This window comes from Methylobacterium nonmethylotrophicum (assembly GCF_004745635.1).
GTDB classification, from domain to species: domain Bacteria; phylum Pseudomonadota; class Alphaproteobacteria; order Rhizobiales; family Beijerinckiaceae; genus Methylobacterium; species Methylobacterium nonmethylotrophicum.
Window position 1 is genome coordinate 83,166 of the sequence record NZ_SRLB01000010.1, and the last position, 16,455, is coordinate 99,620.

Annotated in this window: 11 protein-coding genes; 6 read left to right on the forward strand and 5 right to left on the reverse strand. The window is 72.4% G+C overall.

From position 1 onward, the window contains the following. The first annotated feature begins 100 nt into the window (after window positions 1–100). The 3 genes from EU555_RS14935 to EU555_RS14945 all read left to right on the forward strand — a co-directional run bounded on the left by EU555_RS14935 (window position 101) and on the right by EU555_RS14945 (window position 3,521). Window positions 101–1,141, forward strand: coding sequence for a transglycosylase SLT domain-containing protein (locus tag EU555_RS14935; protein WP_135415443.1), 1,041 nt, complete (start codon window positions 101–103; stop codon window positions 1,139–1,141). A gap of 22 nt (window positions 1,142–1,163) precedes the next feature. Then, window positions 1,164–2,384, forward strand: coding sequence for a DUF2336 domain-containing protein (locus tag EU555_RS14940; RefSeq protein ID WP_135415444.1), 1,221 nt, complete (start codon window positions 1,164–1,166; stop codon window positions 2,382–2,384). 432 nt (window positions 2,385–2,816) lie between these two features. Continuing rightward, window positions 2,817–3,521: a class I SAM-dependent methyltransferase gene (locus EU555_RS14945; RefSeq protein WP_135415445.1), complete on the forward strand. Its 705-nt coding sequence runs from the start codon at window positions 2,817–2,819 to the stop codon at window positions 3,519–3,521. A 169-nt stretch (window positions 3,522–3,690) separates the two neighbouring features. On the opposite strand, the gene mdoH is transcribed toward EU555_RS14945, so the two are convergent. Both mdoH and EU555_RS14955 read right to left on the reverse strand, forming a co-directional pair. Further along, window positions 3,691–5,751: a glucans biosynthesis glucosyltransferase MdoH gene (gene mdoH, locus EU555_RS14950; protein WP_245524320.1), complete on the reverse strand. Its 2,061-nt coding sequence runs from the start codon at window positions 5,749–5,751 to the stop codon at window positions 3,691–3,693. Between the two features lie 113 nt (window positions 5,752–5,864). Next, window positions 5,865–7,448: an OpgD/OpgG family glucan biosynthesis protein gene (locus EU555_RS14955; RefSeq protein ID WP_135415447.1), complete on the reverse strand. Its 1,584-nt coding sequence runs from the start codon at window positions 7,446–7,448 to the stop codon at window positions 5,865–5,867. A gap of 194 nt (window positions 7,449–7,642) precedes the next feature. Between EU555_RS14955 and glmU the strand changes: the two genes are divergently transcribed. Beyond that, window positions 7,643–8,986, forward strand: a complete 1,344-nt coding sequence (gene glmU, locus EU555_RS14960; RefSeq protein ID WP_135415448.1) for a bifunctional UDP-N-acetylglucosamine diphosphorylase/glucosamine-1-phosphate N-acetyltransferase GlmU — start codon at window positions 7,643–7,645, stop codon at window positions 8,984–8,986. Between the two features lie 70 nt (window positions 8,987–9,056). On the opposite strand, the gene EU555_RS14965 is transcribed toward glmU, so the two are convergent. Genes EU555_RS14965 through lptF form a run of 3 tightly spaced genes read right to left on the reverse strand, consistent with a single transcriptional unit; the run spans window position 9,057 to window position 13,987 of the window. Next, window positions 9,057–11,720 (reverse strand): LPS-assembly protein LptD, encoded by a 2,664-nt coding sequence (locus EU555_RS14965; RefSeq protein WP_245524311.1) that lies wholly within the window; start codon window positions 11,718–11,720, stop codon window positions 9,057–9,059. After that, window positions 11,720–12,808 carry an LPS export ABC transporter permease LptG gene (gene lptG / locus EU555_RS14970; RefSeq protein WP_135415450.1) on the reverse strand — a complete coding sequence of 363 codons (1,089 nt, stop codon included), beginning with the start codon at window positions 12,806–12,808 and terminating at the stop codon, window positions 11,720–11,722. The genes EU555_RS14965 and lptG overlap by 1 nt, the downstream gene beginning before the upstream one ends. A gap of 6 nt (window positions 12,809–12,814) precedes the next feature. After that, on the reverse strand, window positions 12,815–13,987 hold the full coding sequence (gene lptF, locus EU555_RS14975; protein WP_135415451.1) for an LPS export ABC transporter permease LptF: 1,173 nt from the start codon (window positions 13,985–13,987) through the stop codon (window positions 12,815–12,817). A gap of 230 nt (window positions 13,988–14,217) precedes the next feature. Here lptF and EU555_RS14980 point away from each other — a divergent pair, with 230 nt between their 5' ends. Both EU555_RS14980 and EU555_RS14985 read left to right on the forward strand, forming a co-directional pair. Continuing rightward, the gene (locus EU555_RS14980; protein WP_135415452.1) at window positions 14,218–15,729 is read left to right on the forward strand and encodes a leucyl aminopeptidase; all 1,512 of its coding nucleotides are present in this window, start codon (window positions 14,218–14,220) and stop codon (window positions 15,727–15,729) included. Continuing rightward, entirely contained in the window at window positions 15,726–16,451 is a 726-nt protein-coding gene (locus EU555_RS14985) for a hypothetical protein (protein ID WP_245524312.1), read from the forward strand. The genes EU555_RS14980 and EU555_RS14985 overlap by 4 nt, the downstream gene beginning before the upstream one ends. Window positions 16,452–16,455: the final 4 nt, after the last annotated feature.

Genomic DNA, 16,455 nt, shown 5'->3' on the forward strand with positions numbered 1-16,455 from the left:
CGCCCCCATCCGCTTCAATGTTCCTTTACCATAACGCCAGCATCCTCGGCCCCATGAGAGAGCAGGCCTGCGTCTTGCGGCGCCGCTCCGCCGGGCCGCCATGTTCCTGTTCACCAGCACGCCTTCGCCGGGACCCGCCAGCCAGGGAATCGCCCCCCAGGGCAATGCCAGCCGCACGACCTCCGGCAACCCGGTGATCGAGGCGATCCGGCAGGGTGCGGAGAAGACCGGCGCCGCCTTCGACTACCTGCTCTCGACGGCGCAGCGCGAGTCGAGCCTCAACCCCTCCGCCAAGGCCGGCACCTCCTCGGCCACCGGCCTGTTCCAGTTCATCGAGCAGACCTGGCTCGGGGTGATGAAGCAGGACGGGCCGTCGCTCGGCCTCGGCTCCTACGCCGACGCGATCACGGCCCGCTCCTCCGGCGGCTACGCGGTGAGCGATCCGGCCGCCCGCCAGGCGATCCTCGACCTGCGCCGCGACCCCGAGATCGCCTCCGCGATGGCCGGCGCGCTCACCCGCCGCAACGCCGACGCCCTCTCGGACGCGCTCGGCCGCGAGCCGAACCGCGCCGACCTCTACGCCGCCCATCTCCTCGGCGTGCGGGGCGCCCTGACGCTGATCCGTGCCGCCGAGACCGCGCCCGGACGGTCCGCCGCCGCCGACCTGCCGGAGGCCGCCGCCGGCAACCGCGGCCTGTTCTACGACCGCACCGGGCGGGCGCGCAGCGCCTCCGAGCTCTACGCGGTGCTCGGCACCAGCCCGGCCGCGCCGGCGCCGGCCGCCACCGCGGCGACACAAGGTGCCCAGCCGACCGCCTATGCGCCCGAGGCCGGCAGCGGCCTGCGCTCGCTCTTCCAGACCGACGCCCGGCGCGGGCCCGTCTCCGACAGCGTCGCCCGCCTGTGGGGCGGCCGGGGCAGCGGGGCCGCGGCGCCGAGCTACTTCCCGCGCTCGAACGAGGGGCCGGTCCTGGCTTCCGCCGCGCCCGCCCCGCCCGCGGGCACCGACTCCGGGAGCGTAGCCCCGGCGACCCTGCCGGACGCCTTCCCGGGCGGCGTGCCCCTGCCACCGGCCCGCCCGCGGGAATACGGCGGCGGCCGCAACCGCGCCGCCCTCAGCCCCTCGCCGATCCAGTCCTGACCCGAATCCCGGAGCCGCGCCGATGATCATCCGCCAGTTCCTGCTCTGGACGCAGCACGACTCCGCCGGACGGCGTGCCGAGGCGGCCTCGTCGCTGGCCCGGGCCTACCTCTACGGCGACCTCGACCCTGCAGCGCGCTGGGAGGCCAAGACCGCCATCACGGCGCTCCTCGACGATCCCTCGCCCCTGGTCCGGCGGGCGCTCGCCGAGGCCTGCGCCAACGCGGCGGACGCGCCCCGCACCCTGGTGGTGGCGCTCGCCCAGGACCAGCCGGAGATCGCCGGCCTCGTGCTGGCGCGCTCGCCGGTCCTGTCGGATGCCGACCTCGTCGACTGCGCCGCGGTCGGGGACGAATCGGGCCGCGTCGCCATCGCGGGAAGGCCGCACCTCTCGGCCATGCTGTGCGGAGCCCTCGCCGAGATCGCCGGCGCGGCGGCGCTCCGGGCGCTGGCCGCCAATCCGGGCGCGGAGGTCACCCGCGGCAGCCTCCTGCGGATGGTCGAGCGCCACGGCGACGACGCCCGCTTGCGCGAGGCGCTGCTCGCCCGGCCCGACCTGCCGCTCGACGTGCGCCAGGCGGTCGCCGCCCGCCTCGCCAGCGCCCTGTCGGCCTTCGTGAGCGGCTGTGGCTGGCTCTCGCCCGAGCGCAGCGAGCGGGTGACCCGGGAGGCGCGGGAGCGCGCCACCCTGGGCTTCGCCGAGGGCTCGGAGGCGGCCGACCTGCGCCGCCTCGTCGCCTATCTGCGGGCGGCCGGCCAGCTCACCCCCGGCCTGATCCTGCGGGCGATGCTGTCGGGCCGGATGGCCTTCACGGAGGCGGCGCTCACCGACCTCTCGGGGCTGCCGGCCGAACGGGTGGCGGGGCTCCTGCACGATCGCCGCGGCAGCGGCCTGGCGGCGCTCTACCGCCGGGCCGGCCTGCCGCCCGCCCTCGAACCCGCCTTCGCAGCCGCGATGACCGCCTGGCACGAGGAGAGTACGGGCCTGCGCGAGACGAGCGCCCCGGCCCTGTCGCGGCGGATGATCGAGCGGGCCGTGACCGCCTGCGAGCGCCTGCCCTTCGGCGAGGCTCACGCCATCGTGGCCCTGCTCAACCGCTTCGACGCCGAGGCCGCCCGAGACGAGGCACGGGTGCTCGCCCGCGCGCTCGTGAACGAGGCCACCGTCGATTCCGTGCTGGACGCGATCCCCGCCGCCCTGATGGAGAGCTATCGCCAGGACCGGCTGCGCCTCGCAGCCTGATGCAGGACCGGCTGCGCCTCGCCGCGTGACGCTTCAGCGCGCAGCCGCCCGCCGGTCCGCGCACATCACGGCCGCCGCGAGGTAGCCGGCCAGGGAGACGATCACGGCGTGGGGGTGGATCGGCCGGACGAAATGCGCAGAGACGCTCATCGATTCCTCCCGATTCGGGTGTCCCACCCGGCATACGATGCCGGGCGGCCAGTGGACAAGCGTCCGCCGCAGGGAATTTCGTTCTCGCTGCGCCGGGATTAAGCCCCGGGTGACCTTTCGTGGTCTCGGTATGGCGTGGGCAAGCCCGCGCGCATCATGGCGTCAGGTCCGATCTCGCGCGCCATGATCCCCATTCATCACGGATGCGCGAGCCTCTCGTCTTTCCGGGAGCTTACGGTTAAGACCGCGATCGAGGCGCTTCGCACGGAACCGACGACCCGAATGACCGACGGTTGGGACGACTCCGCCGTCGCCTGGATCGCCGAGATCGGCGAGGAGGGCGATTTCGGCCGGGCCTGCGTGCTCGATGCGCCGATGCTGGCGCGGATCCGCGGCCGCGGCTTTCGCCGGGCCCTCGATGTCGGCTGCGGCGAGGGCCGCTTCTGCCGCCTGCTGCAGGATCTCGGGATCGGGACGGTCGGCATCGATCCCACCGACGCGCTGCTGCGCCAGGCCCGCGCCCGCGATCCGGAGGGCGCGTATCTCCCCGGCCGGGCCGAGGCCTTGCCCTTCGCGGACGGCGCCTTCGACCTCGTGGTCAGCTACCTGACGCTGATCGACATGCCGGATGCGCACGCGGCGATCCCCGAGATGGCCCGGGTGCTCGCGCCGGGCGGGACGCTCCTGGTCGCCAACCTGTCGAACCTCGCGAGTGCCGGCGCCTGGCTGAGGGATGCCGACGGCGTGCGCCGCTTCCGCCTCGACGATTACCTCGAGGAGCGGGCCGAGTGGGCGGAGTGGAGCGGCATCCGGGTGCGCAACTGGCACCGGCCGCTGTCGCTTTACATGACCCTGCTGCTGGGGCGGGGGCTCATCCTGCGCCACTTCGACGAGCCGGTGCCGCATCGCGGCGACCCGGCGAAGGTCGCGCTTTACCGTCGGGTGCCGTGGTTCATGATGATGGAGTGGGAAAAGCCGGCGGGGTGAGCCGCCGCGCCCGGCTTGTCCGATGTCGGGCGGGTTTCCCCGCGCGATGGGACACCCCCGTCGTCAACGCGGGGTCCGGCCTTCGGCGAGCACCGGGATGCCATCGAGGGTGTTCGAAGGCCGGTGCGTGCGATCTTCTGGCACCGTCGTGCAGGCGCCCTGCGGACGCCTAACCGCCCAGGCGCCCGAGCCGATCCAGCAGCGCCCGGTCGTGCAGCAGCACCATCTTCTCCTTGGCGTTCAGCCACGCCGCCGCCTCGTCGATCGTCTCGGCCTCGACCACCTTGGCCTGGGCCATGACGTGGTCTGCTTGCGGCGCGCCGCGGGGGCGGGGCTCGGAAGGGGGCAGGAAGGCGAGGTGGCCGGCCTGGAGGTCGGGATCCGCGTGGAGCGCCCGCACCCCGTCGGCGTCGTCGTAGCCGAGGGCGGCGTTGCGCGCCTCGATCGCTTTGGCGGCGGTCGCGATCGCCGGGGGCTCGCGCTCCTCCGGCGTCATCAGCAGGCCGGCCCGCTTGAGGGCGAGGCCCAGGCCCAGCTGCCCGCTCGCCCACGAGATCGGAATCGCCAGGACGAGGCCGAGGATCGTCGGCGACATCCACAGGAACAGCGAGGTCGCGATGGCGAAGGCCGACACGCCGGCCACCAGCCCGAGGATCGTGTGCCAGCGGTGCCGGCGCACGATGTCCGACCACGGGATCGAGCCGTCGTCGCGGCGCTGCGGGTTCCAGCCGGCGTCGCGCCGGAGCAGGATCTGGATCACCGAGCCGGACTGGACCAGCATGGCGATCGGGGCGATCAGCGCCGAGAGCAGGGTCTCGATCAGCGCCGAGAGCACGAGGCGCACCCCCCCGCCGCTCGCCCGCCGCACCGAGGCATCGAGGAGGCCGAGGATCAGCCCGAACAGCTTCGGGGCGAGCAGGATCCCCATGGTGATCCCGAACAATTGCAGCGCGCGCACCGGGTCGAAGCGCGGCCAGACCGGGTAGAGGCGGAACTCGGTCGAGAAATACTCGGGGCGGATGTACGCGGTCTGGAGGGCGAGCGCGATGCCGACCACGAGCTGCGCCGCCCAGAGCGGCGATGCGAGGTAGCCGGCGATGCCGGTGGCGAAGTGCTGGCGCGAGGCGAGCTTGAGGCCCGCCGTGCCGATGATGCGGCTGTGCTGCAGGTTGCCCTGCGCCCAGCGCCGGTCGCGGATCGCGATGTCGATCAGCGAGGGCGGGCTCTCCTCGTAGGAGCCCTGCAGATCGGGGAGCATGTACACGCTCCAGCCGGCGCGGCGGATCAGGGCCGCCTCGACGAAGTCGTGGCTGAGCACATGGCCGCCGAAGGGCGGCTTGCCGGAGAGGTCCGGCAGGCCGCAATGGTCGGCAAAGGCACGCGTGCGGATGATCGCGTTGTGGCCCCAGTAATTGCCGTCGCGGCCCGACCACAGCGACAGCCCGGTGGCGATGACGGGTCCGTAGATGCGGGCCGCGAATTGCTGCACCCGGGCGAACAGGGTGTTGCGGTTGATGATGAGCGGCAGCGACTGGATGATGCCGGAATCCGGGTCCGCCTCCATGGCGCGGGCGAGCGTCACCACGCAGTCGCCGCTCATCAGGCTGTCGGCGTCGAGGACCAGCATGTGGTCGTAGTGCCCGCCCCAGCGGGTGACGAAGTCGGCGATGTTGCCGGCCTTGCGGTGGTGGTTCTTCTGGCGGTGGCGGTAGTAGAGGCGCGCGTCCTCGCCGAGGCGGGCGCGCAGCGCCAGATAGGCCCGCTCCTCGGCAATCCAGGCATCGGCCTGGGTCGAGTCGGACAGGATCCAGTAGTCGAAGGCCGCGCCCTCGCCCGTCGCCTCGATCGACTCGCGGATCGCCTCGACCGCCGCGAAGGTGCGGGCGGTGGCCTCGTTGTAGACCGGCATCACCACGGCGGTGCGGGTGGCGAGGGGGCCGGGCTGAGCCTGCGGTCGGCGCCGGCGCAGCAGCGCCAGGAAGCCGAGCAGGCCGGAGGTGAAGGCCAGCGCGATCCACGAGAAGTTGAGGGTGAAGAGCGCGAGGAGCAGCCACTGCAGCCAGGTCGTGGAGCCGGCGACCGACACGACCTCGTACATCTGCACCGCGCCGTAGGCGGTGAGCAGGAACCCGCCGCCGAACACGAAGGCGCGGGCCCCCCAGGGCGCGCGACGGCCGGGCACCTTGTGCTCCTGGTCCTCCGACCACCGGCGCAAGTCCTGCACCGGCATGGCGAGGGGAGCCTCCGGCGGCACCGCGGGCGCGACCGCGAGGGCCGGCGCGGCACCGGACGGCGCGTCGGGGCGGTGGAGATCGAGGCCCTGGGCAGGGCCTTGGGCGAGGGTCACGGGGTCCACCGGTACAGCCATGTCTCACTGACGGGTTTGTCGCCGGCCTTGACGGTCAGGCGCAGCTCGCAGGCGGTGTCGCTGCCGGGATCGAGCTCGAACACCGCCCGCACGGTCTTGCGCTCCGGATAGGCGTAGAGGCGCTGGCGGGTGATGCTGCCGGGCGCCGTATTGAGGGCGAGCTGGAGCGCGTTCGGGTCGACCCCATCCGCGAACGGCGCCTCGCCGGCGAAGTCGACGAGGAAGAGCCGGCGCTTGCCCCCGTTGCCCTTGCCGATCCGGGTGCCCGAGCAGGCGGCGAGCGGCGGGGCGCCCGGTACCGCCCAGCACCAGAACTGGCGGTAGCTGAAGGCGGTCTCCTTGGCGACCGGGTCCTTGGGCCGCCAATAGGCCAGGACGTTCTCGTTGACCTCGGATTCGCTCGGGATCTCGATCAGCTGGACGGCGCCGGCGCCCCAGCCGTGCTGCGCCACCCCCGGCCCCCAGCTGCCCAGCGGCTCGACCCACAGGCTCGGGCGCTTCTCCCAGCGCTGCACGTCGTCCTGGTAATCGGCATAGGCGCGGGCGCGCTGGACCAGGCCGAAGCCCTTCGGGTCCTGGTCGAGGAAGGCGGAGATCTGCAGCGTCTCGGGATTCTGCACCGGGCGCCAGAGCGCCTCGCCCCAGCCGTTTCGGATCTGCAACCCGTCGACCTCGTGGGCGGCGGGCCTGGCATCATCGACGTTGCGGTGGTCGGTCGGCCCGAACAGGTAGGCGCCGGTCATGCCGGCGATGCCGACATGCTCGAGGGGGGTGCGCGGGCACAACGTCGCCTCGACGTCGACGATGGTGGCCTCGCCGGGGCGCAGGGTCATGCGCAAGGCCGCGGTGGCGGATTCGGAATCGACGAGCGCGTGGATCACGATCTGCCCGGTGCCGGCCCCCGGCCGCTCAAGCCAGAAGGCGCGGAACAGCGGGAACTCCTCGCCCTTGGCCTCGGCGGGCTTGAGCGTCAGGGCGCGGGCGGTGACGCCGTAGCTCTGCCCGGCGGCGAGGGCCCGGAAGAACGAGGCGCCCTGGAAGATCGCGCAGTCGGACGGCGCCGCCCCGTTGAAGCCGGCATAGAGCCGGAAGCCCGAGAAGCCGAGGTCGCGCCCTTCCTCCGGGGCCTTCAGCTTGCCGAAGCTGAAGCGCGTGCGATCATAGGCGATGCGGCGCACCGCCCCGTCCTCCACCGCGTGCAGCGCCACCGGCGTGGTGAACACGAAGCCGCGGTGCAGCGGCTCGACCACGAAGCCGCGGCCCTCGCCGGCCCAGAGCAGGGCGGGGGGCTGGGCTCTCACGCCGATATACTGCTCGTAAGTGAGATCCTTGAACGGCTCGGGGAGGTCGTTCGCCGGCGCCGTGAACGGCTTCTTCGCCAGGGCGCGCGCGAGCTCGACCACCTGGCCCGGATCGAAGCGCTGCCCGTCCGACAGCGGCGCCGGCTCCGCCGGCTGCGCGCCCGCCGTGCCGGTCACGGCGAGGCCGCCGGCAAGCGCCAGCACCGTGCGTCGGTCGATGGCTGCGCGGTGGGGCGGGTCTGTCGGGGCTCTCGTCATCAAGGGGAGGTGTACCGCGCCGGATTCGAAGGAAGGCGCCGCCGTTTACCACGATCCCGGCTGAACCGGGGGTTAAGAATCGCGTCCGGGGCAGGGTCGCGTCGCGGGCCGGGCGCGCTTGCCGATCCGGGACGATCGGCTAGACGGTTGCAACGCCCACGGACGACCCTCCTCCCGCGTATGACAGGCCGCCGATGACCTCCACGCCGAACCCCGCCGGGGCCCGCTCCCTCCTCGCCGTCGTGCTCGCCGCCGGCAAGGGCACGCGGATGCGCTCGGCCCTGCCGAAGGTGCTCCACCCGATCGCCGGCCGGCCGATGCTCGCCCACGTGCTCGCCGCGGTCGGGGAGGCCGGGGCGGGGCGCCTCGCCGTGGTGGTCGAGCCCGGCCGCGACGACGTCGCCCGGGTCGTCGCGGGTTTTCCGGGTGCCGAGACCTATCCGCAGGCCGAGCGCCTGGGCACAGCCCACGCGGTGCTGGCGGCGCGGCGCGCGCTTCTTGCGGGCGCCGACGACGTGGTGGTGGCCTTCGGCGACACGCCGCTGATCACCCCCGAGACCTATGCCCGCCTGCGCGCGCCGCTCAGCCAGGGCGCGGCCGTCGCGGTGCTGGCCTTCGAGGCAGCCGATCCCACCGGCTACGGACGGGTGCTGGTCGCGGACGGCCGGGTGACGGCGATCCGCGAGGAGAAGGACGCGAGCGCGGCGGAGCGCACCGTCACCCTGTGCAATGCCGGCCTGATGGCGCTGTCGGGCGCGCTCGCCCTCGGCCTCTTGGAGCGGATCGGCAACGCCAACGCGGCGGGCGAGTACTACCTGCCGGACGCCGTGGCGCTCGCGGTGGCGGACGGGCAGCGGGTCGCGGTGGTGCCGGTCTCCGAGGCGGAGGCGCAGGGCGTCAACGACCGGGTGCAGCTCGCCGCCGCCGAGGCGGCGGTGCAGGCGCGGCTGCGCCGGCGCGCGATGCTGGAGGGCGCCACCCTGATCGCCCCCGAGACGGTGTTCTTCAGCCACGACACCGCGCTCGGCCGCGACGTCGTGATCGAGCCCCACGTGGTGTTCGGCCCCGGCGTCGTCGTCGGCGATCGTTGCACCATCCACGCCTTCTCGCACCTGGAGAAGGCGCGGCTCGCCGCCGGCGCTCAGATCGGGCCCTATGCCCGCCTGCGGCCCGGGACGGTGCTGGAGGAGGGCGCCCGCATCGGCAACTTCGTCGAGGTGAAGAACGCCGCGATCCGGGCCGGCGCCAAGGTCAACCACCTCTCCTATGTCGGCGACGCCGAGGTGGGGGCGGGCGCCAATCTCGGGGCCGGCACCATCACCTGCAACTACGACGGCGCGAACAAGCACCGCACCGAGATCGGGGCCGGCGCCTTCGTGGGCTCGCACGCGGCGCTGGTGGCGCCGGTGACGATCGGGGCGGGCGCCTTCGTGGGCTCGGGCTCGGTGATCACCGACGACGTGCCGCCCGGCGCCCTCGCCATCGGCCGGGGCCGGCAGGTGATCAAGACCGGATGGGCCAAGCCGACGAAGCGGTGAGCCCGGTCCCGAGGCCGCGTCCCGGGGGCGTGGCCGGAACGCGCCCCGCTCGGGGCGCGCCTGCGGCCCGTCACCGGGCCGTCGCGATGCCATCCGCCGTCGTGGTGGTGCTGAGGTTCTGGCGGAAATTCGCCTCGCCGAGGGTGCGCAGCTCGATCCGCAGCAGGAAGGTCCGGTTGCGCTCGCGCAGGCCCGCCGCAGTCTCGATCGGCGAGGACAGGTAGTTGAACGAGACCGTGGTGCACTCGTCGCGGTAGCCGAAGCCGAGGCCCGACGACGAGACGTAGAACTTGTCGGCCTTGTCGTAGGTCGGCGCCGTGCCGACCGGGTTGAGGAAGTAGGCCTGGGCCGCCGAGGCGTAGAACTCGCGCACCTGCAGGTAGTGCGAGAGGTCGAACAGCACCGAGCCGGTCACGAACCAGTTCGGCGTGATGTTGTAGAGGGCGGCGGCCTGCAGGCCCTCGCGGCGGCGGTCGTAGCCGAGCTCGGGCTGCGCCTCGTAGCGGGCGTAGATCAGCGAGGTCTCGAGCGGCAGGAACGGCGCGAACTTCGCGGTGATGCCGCTCTCGAAGCGCTTGAGCGCGAAGGTGGCGTTGTCGAACCGGGCCCGGGTGATGAAGCTGATGTTCTGGTTCGGCGACACCTGGAAGCGCGAGACGAAGTCCGAGCGGGTGGTCTCGAGGCCGGAATCGCGGCCCACATTGGCGATGTCGCCGCGGCGGAACGAGTTGACGCCGGCGAGCGCGATCGACTCGCCGAACATCGCGTTCATGTAGAAGCCGTTGCGGCCGGTGACCGAGTACTCGGCGCCGAGATTGGCGCGCACGCCGCCCTCGACCCGGTCGTACCCTGAGAACTTGTCCCACGCGAACAGCGAGGTGTCGTCGAAGACGAGGCTCTGGGCGTCCTCGTTCGGCAGGCGGCCGATGCGGCTCTCGCTCGGCCGCACGATCACCTGGGCGACCGGCGAGACGGTGTGGACGCCGAGCGGGCCGAAATCGGCCACGAAGGGATAGCGGTACTCGAGCCCGACCGCCGGCATCACCCGGGCGGAGAAGTCCGAATCGGGCGAGAACAGCTTGCTGACCTCGTTGTTCTGGTAGCCGGTCGTGCTCGGGTTCACGAAGAAGGCGTCGCCGCGCAGGTAGGCGAAGGGCTGCCAGCGCTGGCCGAACTCGTCCGTGAAGGTGCGCCGCCACGACACCTGGGCGCTCGCCCGGGTGGTGTCGCCGGCGAGCCCACTCACCAGGCACTGCCCGCGCTCGAACACCGAGCAGGTGCTGTAGAGCGGGAAGGTGATGCCGTTGACGCTCGGGCTCAGCAGGTAGGTGCCGGTGCGCGGGATCTGGGTGTACTGGGTCGCGTCCCGGGTCAGATGCGTGAGATTGGCCTGGAAGCGCACCTCGCCGCCGAGCGGGTCGGGCCCGTCGCGGCGCTTGTCGTAGTCGATCACCGGGGCGACGATCGGCTGCTGCTTCTGCCAGTCGTAGGTCGACAGGCCCTTGAAGTAGTAGCCCCGCGCCTCGAACCACGAGCGATCACCCTGGCCGATCAGGTAGGCGGTGGACACCGCCTCGCGGAAATAGTCCGTGCTGATCGTCTGGTTGCGGATGCGGTAGTTGTCGAGGAACCACTTGTCGGTGACGCCGACGACGTCCCAGCCGGCGCGCCAGTTCTGGCCGAGATAGAAGTGGCCGGCCGATTCGATCGAGCCGCGGAAGTCGCGGTCGCCGGAGCCGAGCGGCCCGGGGAGGAAGGCGCTCGGGGTGGACTGGAAGATGCCGCTGACCCGGACGTTGTAGAAGCCGTTGGCGAGGCGCTGGCGCCACTCGGCCTGGCCCAGCACGCCCTGCTTCGACAGGAAGGTCGGCTCGACGGTCAGGTCGTAATCCGGTGCGATGTTCCAGAAGAACGGCGTGCCGATGCCGTAGCCGAGCACGTTCGACGACACGAAGTGCGGCGCCAGGAAGCCGGTGTCGCGCCGCACCGTCGGGTCGGGCGAGTAGAAGTAGGGCAGGTAGGCGATCGGGATCCCGGCCACCTCGAGGGTCGAATCCTCGTAGTAGATCCGGCGCTCCTCGTTGTTGTGGATGATCCGGGTCGACTTCACCTGCCAGAGCGGCGGCCGCTCCGGATGGTCCTTGCACGGCTCGCAGGCGGTGTAGGTGCCGTACTCGAAGGTGGTGGTCTCGCCCTCGACGCGCTCCGCCCGCGGGGCGGAGAACCGCACCCGGGCCGGGCGGCCGCGCTGCTCGATGGTCTGCTGGATGCGCAGCGAATCGATGAAGCCCGACTTGAAGTCGTCGGTCAGCTCCATCCGGTCGCCGGTGACCACCGCGCCGGTCTCGTCGGTGAGGCGGACATTGCCCTCGGCGAAGACCCGGCCGGTGTTGCGGTCGTAGCGCACGCGGTCGGCCAGCAGGGTGCGCGGGCCGTAATGCAGCTCGGCGTTGCCGACCGCCGAGACCGTGTTGCGGTCGTTGTCGTAGACGAGCTCCTTCGCCTCGACGAGCAGGCGCTCGCTGCCCTGCTTGGCCGCGTTCTTGGCCGAGCCGGCCGCGAGGCGGTCGTTGAGGGTGCCCTGCGCGCGCGCGGGCTCGCCCGCGCCCACCGTGACGGCGGCGGCCAGCAGAACCGTCAGGGATCCCGTGACCGCGGCGCCCGCGGCCCTACGCACGACTCGACCCATCCCCGCACCCGCTGTGCCCGCGCCACGTCTCGGGAGGTTGGGCATCAGCCGTCCTCCAGGTGCAGAAGCGCGAGCGTTCCGAGGAGACTCCCTACCACGGCCGGGAACCAGGCCGCCACCGGGGCCGCGACCAATCCAGAGGCGCCGAGGCCCTCCATCACCTGCCGCGCCACGTACAGGACGAAGCCCGCCGCGACGCCGCCGAGCACCATCTTGCCGATGCCACCAAAGCGGAAGAACCTTAATGAAACCGATGCCGCCACCAGCACCATCGCCAGGAACAGCACCGGGCGGGCCATCAGCACGTCGTATTGCAGGCGGTAGCGCGTGGCATCGAGTCCCGCCCGCTCGGTCCGGGCGATCGTCTGGTTCAGTTGCCAGAAAGGCACGGATTCCGGCGGGGTGAAGCGCTGGCGCACCTGGGAGGGATCGAGGGTCGAGGCGATCAGGTAGGTGTCGTAGCTCTGCGGCTCCTCATCCATCCCCTGCACGCGCACGTCCTGCAATTCCCAGTAGCCGTCGTGCAGGGTGGCGCGGGCCGCCTGCATCTGCCGGGTGAAGGCGCCCGCATCGTCGAAGGCGAAGACCGCGACGCCGGCGAGCGTCGTCGTGCCCTCGACCGCGGTCTCGGCCCGGATGATCGCCTGGCCGTCGATGCTGCGCTGGCGGATCCACAGGTCCTTGCCGGAGCCGGCCTTGGCCGAGCGGGCGAAGATCTTGGCCTCGATCTCGGTCGAGCGCTGCTTCAGCTCGGCCGAGACCGGGTTGTAGACCCCGACCGTGAAGGCGCCGATGCCGAGCGCCACCAGCGCGCCGGGCTGCAGGAACTGCCAGGCCGAGATGCCGGCGGCCCGCGCCACCACCAGCTCGAGCTTGCGGCTGAGCTGGAGGAGCGCCGCCATGGCGCCGAACAGGATCGCGAAAGGCAGGACCTGCTCGGCCACCGCCGGGGTGCGGAAGAGCGCGAGGCGCGCCATCACGGCGGCGGAGGCGCCCTCGGCGTCGCCGGCCCGGCGCATCAGCTCGACGAAGTCGAGGGTGTAGACGAGGGCGAAGACCGTGAGGAAGACCCCCAGGATCATGCGCAGGAAGCGGGCCGCCAGGTAGCGGCCGAGGGTGGCGCCGATCAGCATGACGGCTCAGCCCGCCCGCATCCGGAGAGCCCGGACCGGGAGCGCGCCGGAGAGCCGGCGCAGCCGCATGGCGAGGGCGGCGTTGAAGGCCCGCACCCGGTTGCCCTGGAAGGCGACGAGGAGCGAGAGCGCGATGGCGATCAGCGGCGCGGCATAGATCGCCGTCACGGCGGCCTGGCTGCGCACCGCCGCGCTCGAGGCGGCGAAGCCCGCGATGCGCAAGCCCACCACGGCCGCGATGGCCCCGGCGACCGCCAGCCCGCGTCCCTGGCGGGTGGTGCGGGGGTCGCCGAGCGCCGCGAAGGCGATCAGCCCGAGCGCCAGGGGGTAGAGCCACGAGGAGAGCCGGTCGTGCAGCTCGGCCCGGAAGCGGCCCTTGGTCAGCTTGTAATAGGTCTCGTCCGGGTTCGGAAACAGCAGCTGCACGGTCGAGCGCTCGCGCGGCTTGTAGACCGTGTCGGCATCCGGCGGCGTGAAGGCCGCGAGATCCACGGCGTAGCGCTGGAAGGTGATGATCGAGGCGTCGCGGCTGTTCGGCTGCTGGCGGTGGATGCTGCCCTTCTCGAGCACCAGGTAGGTCTGGCCGTCGAGGTCGACCGCCTGGCCGCGCTCGGCGAGGTAGACCACCGTGCGCCCGGCCTCGCGCCGATCCTGCATGAAGATGCCGAGCAGCGCCCCGTTCGGCGCCCGCTCGCGGAAATGGAAGGTGATGCCGCTGTCGAGGCTGGTGAACTGCCCCTCCTTGACCACGTTGGCGATGAAGTCGCCGCGCACGCGGGTGAGCACGTCGCGCAGCTCCTGGAAGCTCGAGGGCATCACCTGGATGGTCAGGAAACCGATCGCGGCGCTCACCGCCAGCGCCAGCGTCAGGAACGGCCGCATCAGGTGGCGCGGCGACATCCCGGCGGCGCTCATCACGATCAGCTCGGAATCGCCGTTGAGCTTGTTGAGCGCGTAGACCACCGCGATGAACAGCGCGACGGGCGCGATCACGGTGATGAGGGTGGGCAGCGACAGGCCGGTGATCAGGAAGAAGATCAGCAGGGTCTGGCCCTTGGCGGTGATCAGGTCGAGCTCGCGCAGGGCCTGCGTCACCCAGATCACGCCGGTGAGGCCGATCAGGCACGACAGGAAGGCCCCGAGGGCGATGCGGAAGATGTAGCGCTCGATCTGTTTCATCGGCCGGCTGCGGTCGGGCCCCCTTCCGCGTCGATGCTGGTTAGGCGTCCCCCGCCGGCCGCACAAGCACCGGCTGCCCTCAAGCACCGCAAGTGCGGCCTTTTGCGGGCGGGCGCGCTTGGGCGGCCACACCCGGCTCGCGTTGCGCTCGACAGCATCCCGCCGCTACACAGGACCGACGCGGCGCCGCGAGAGACGCGCGATCCAACGGACGGGACGAAAGCAACGCCATGGCGGACGGCATCAGCATCGAGATCGAATCCCTCGTCGCGACCAGTTCGCCCGTGAAGCCCGGCGGCGACCTCGTGCTGTTCGTCGGCGAGGACCTCGCCCTGTCGCCGCGGGCCGCCGAGATCGCAGGGCCCGGCGCCGCCGAGCTCGTCGCGCGCGCCGCGGGCGTCGAGCGGTTCAAGGGCAAGGCGTCGAGCGCCCTCGTGCTCACGGCGCCGGCGGGCCTCTCGGCCGAGCGCCTGGTGGTGATCGGCACCGGCTCCGACGAGGCGGCCTCCCGCGACTGGGCGACCCTCGGCGGCTTCACCGCCGGGAAGACCGGCAGCCGCCAGGCCACGGTGGTGCTGGAATGGCCCGGCACGGCGCCGGGGGCGGAGGAGGTCGCGGCCTTCTCGCTGGGCGCACGCCTGCGCGCCTACAAGTTCGACCGCTACAAGAGCAAGAAGTCGCCCGAGGGCGAGGAGAGCGGCGGGGGCGGGCGCCTGACCCTGCTGGTGCCGGAGAATGCGGGCCTGAAGAAGGCCGCGCGCGGCGCCGAAGGGCTCGCCGAGGGCGTGATCCTCGCCCGCGAGCTCGTCAACGAGCCCCCGAACGTCCTCGACCCGGAGGAATTCGCCCGCCGCGCCTCCGCGCTCGAGAAGCTCGGCGTCGAGATCGAGATCCTCGACGAGAAGGACATGAGGAAGCTCGGCATGCGGGCGCTCCTCGCCGTCGCGCAGGGCTCGGCCAAGGAGGCCAGGGTCGTCATCATGCGCTGGAACGGCGGCGAGGACCCGGCCGAGGCGCCGGTGGCCTTCATCGGCAAGGGCGTGTGCTTCGATTCCGGCGGCATCTCCATCAAGGGGAGCGGCGGCATGGAGGACATGAAGGGCGACATGGCGGGCGCCGCCTGCGTGGTCGGCCTGATGCACGCGCTCGCCAGCCGCAAGGCCAAGGTGAACGCGCTGGGCGCCATCGGCCTCGTCGAGAACATGCCCGACGGCAAGGCCCAGCGCCCCGGCGACATCGTCACCTCCATGTCCGGCCAGACGATCGAGATCATCAACACCGACGCGGAAGGCCGGCTGGTGCTCGCCGACGTGCTCTGGCACGTGCAGCAGACCTACAAGCCGCGGTTCATGATCGACCTCGCGACCCTGACGGGCGCGATCCTGGTGGCGCTCGGCCAGGAATTCGCCGGCATGTTCTCGAACAACGACGAGCTGGCGCAGCGCCTCTCGGCCGCCGGCGAGGCCACCGGCGAGCGGGTCTGGCGCATGCCGCTGACGCCGGGCTTCGACAAGCTGATCGAGTCGAAGTTCGCCGACATGAAGAACACCGGCGGGCGCCACGGCGGCTCGGCCACCGCGGCGCAGTTCCTCAAGCGCTACGTCAACGACGTGCCGTGGATCCACCTCGACATCGCCGGCGTCGGGATGGGCTCGCCGGCGACCGAGGTCAACCGCTCCTGGGGCTCGGGCTGGGGCGTGCGCCTCCTCGACCGCCTCGTGCGCGACCACTACGAGGCGTGAGCGCCATCACCGGCGCCCTTCCGGGCGCCGCTCCGACGGCGTCCCGGACCGGGCGCCTTTCCGCGCTGCTCCCCCTCGGGGCGGCGCTCGCCGCGGTGGCGCTCGCCGCCGCCACCGGCGCGACGCAACGCAGCCTCGACGCGGCGGGGTTCGGCCAATGGTCCTACGGCTTCTTCGCCGACCGCTACCCGCTGTTCTTCGCCGCAATCGCCTACGGGGCTGCGCGGGCGGCTTTCCTGCCGCTCGCCACGCCGAACTGGCGCGGCTGGCTCGGCGCGCTCCTCGGGATCGCCCTGGTGCTGGCGCTCTCGCTGCACCCGACCTATGGCGGGCTCGTGCTGCGGGCCGGCTTCTCGGTCGGCGGCGTCGCCTTCCTGTCCGGCCAGCCGATGATGGTGGCGCACGGGCTCGGCGCCCTGATGGCGGCCCTGGTCTTCGGCAGCGCACTCGCCGTCGCGGCCGTCGTCGCCCGCGGCCTGCCGCGGCGCGGCAGCTGGGGCCGGGCCCTCGCGCGGTGCGTCCTGCGCTTCCTCGCCCTCGCCTGGGCCCTTGGCCTGCTCGCGGCGGCGCGGGACCTCGGCCTGTCGGGCTTTCCGCGCCTGCCGCTGGGCGGTCAGGCGGCCTTGGCCCTCGGCATCACGCTCGCGGCGTTCCTGCCCCATGCCGCCATGAGCCTCATCGGGTCTCGCGGCTCGGTTGAAACGGCCCTGGGGAATCGCTAACCGG

Excerpts from the sequence above, each read along its gene's own strand:
- EU555_RS14935 (WP_135415443.1), top strand. The coding sequence starts at position 101 with ATGTTCCTGTTCACCAGCACGCCTTCGCCGGGACCCGCCAGCCAGGGA.
- EU555_RS14940 (WP_135415444.1), top strand. The coding sequence starts at position 1,164 with ATGATCATCCGCCAGTTCCTGCTCTGGACGCAGCACGACTCCGCCGGA.
- EU555_RS14945 (WP_135415445.1), top strand. The coding sequence starts at position 2,817 with ATGACCGACGGTTGGGACGACTCCGCCGTCGCCTGGATCGCCGAGATC.
- mdoH (WP_245524320.1), bottom strand. The coding sequence starts at position 5,751 with ATGCCGGTGCAGGACTTGCGCCGGTGGTCGGAGGACCAGGAGCACAAG.
- EU555_RS14955 (WP_135415447.1), bottom strand. The coding sequence starts at position 7,448 with ATGACGAGAGCCCCGACAGACCCGCCCCACCGCGCAGCCATCGACCGA.
- glmU (WP_135415448.1), top strand. The coding sequence starts at position 7,643 with ATGACCTCCACGCCGAACCCCGCCGGGGCCCGCTCCCTCCTCGCCGTC.
- EU555_RS14965 (WP_245524311.1), bottom strand. The coding sequence starts at position 11,720 with ATGCCCAACCTCCCGAGACGTGGCGCGGGCACAGCGGGTGCGGGGATG.
- lptG (WP_135415450.1), bottom strand. The coding sequence starts at position 12,808 with ATGCTGATCGGCGCCACCCTCGGCCGCTACCTGGCGGCCCGCTTCCTG.
- lptF (WP_135415451.1), bottom strand. The coding sequence starts at position 13,987 with ATGAAACAGATCGAGCGCTACATCTTCCGCATCGCCCTCGGGGCCTTC.
- EU555_RS14980 (WP_135415452.1), top strand. The coding sequence starts at position 14,218 with ATGGCGGACGGCATCAGCATCGAGATCGAATCCCTCGTCGCGACCAGT.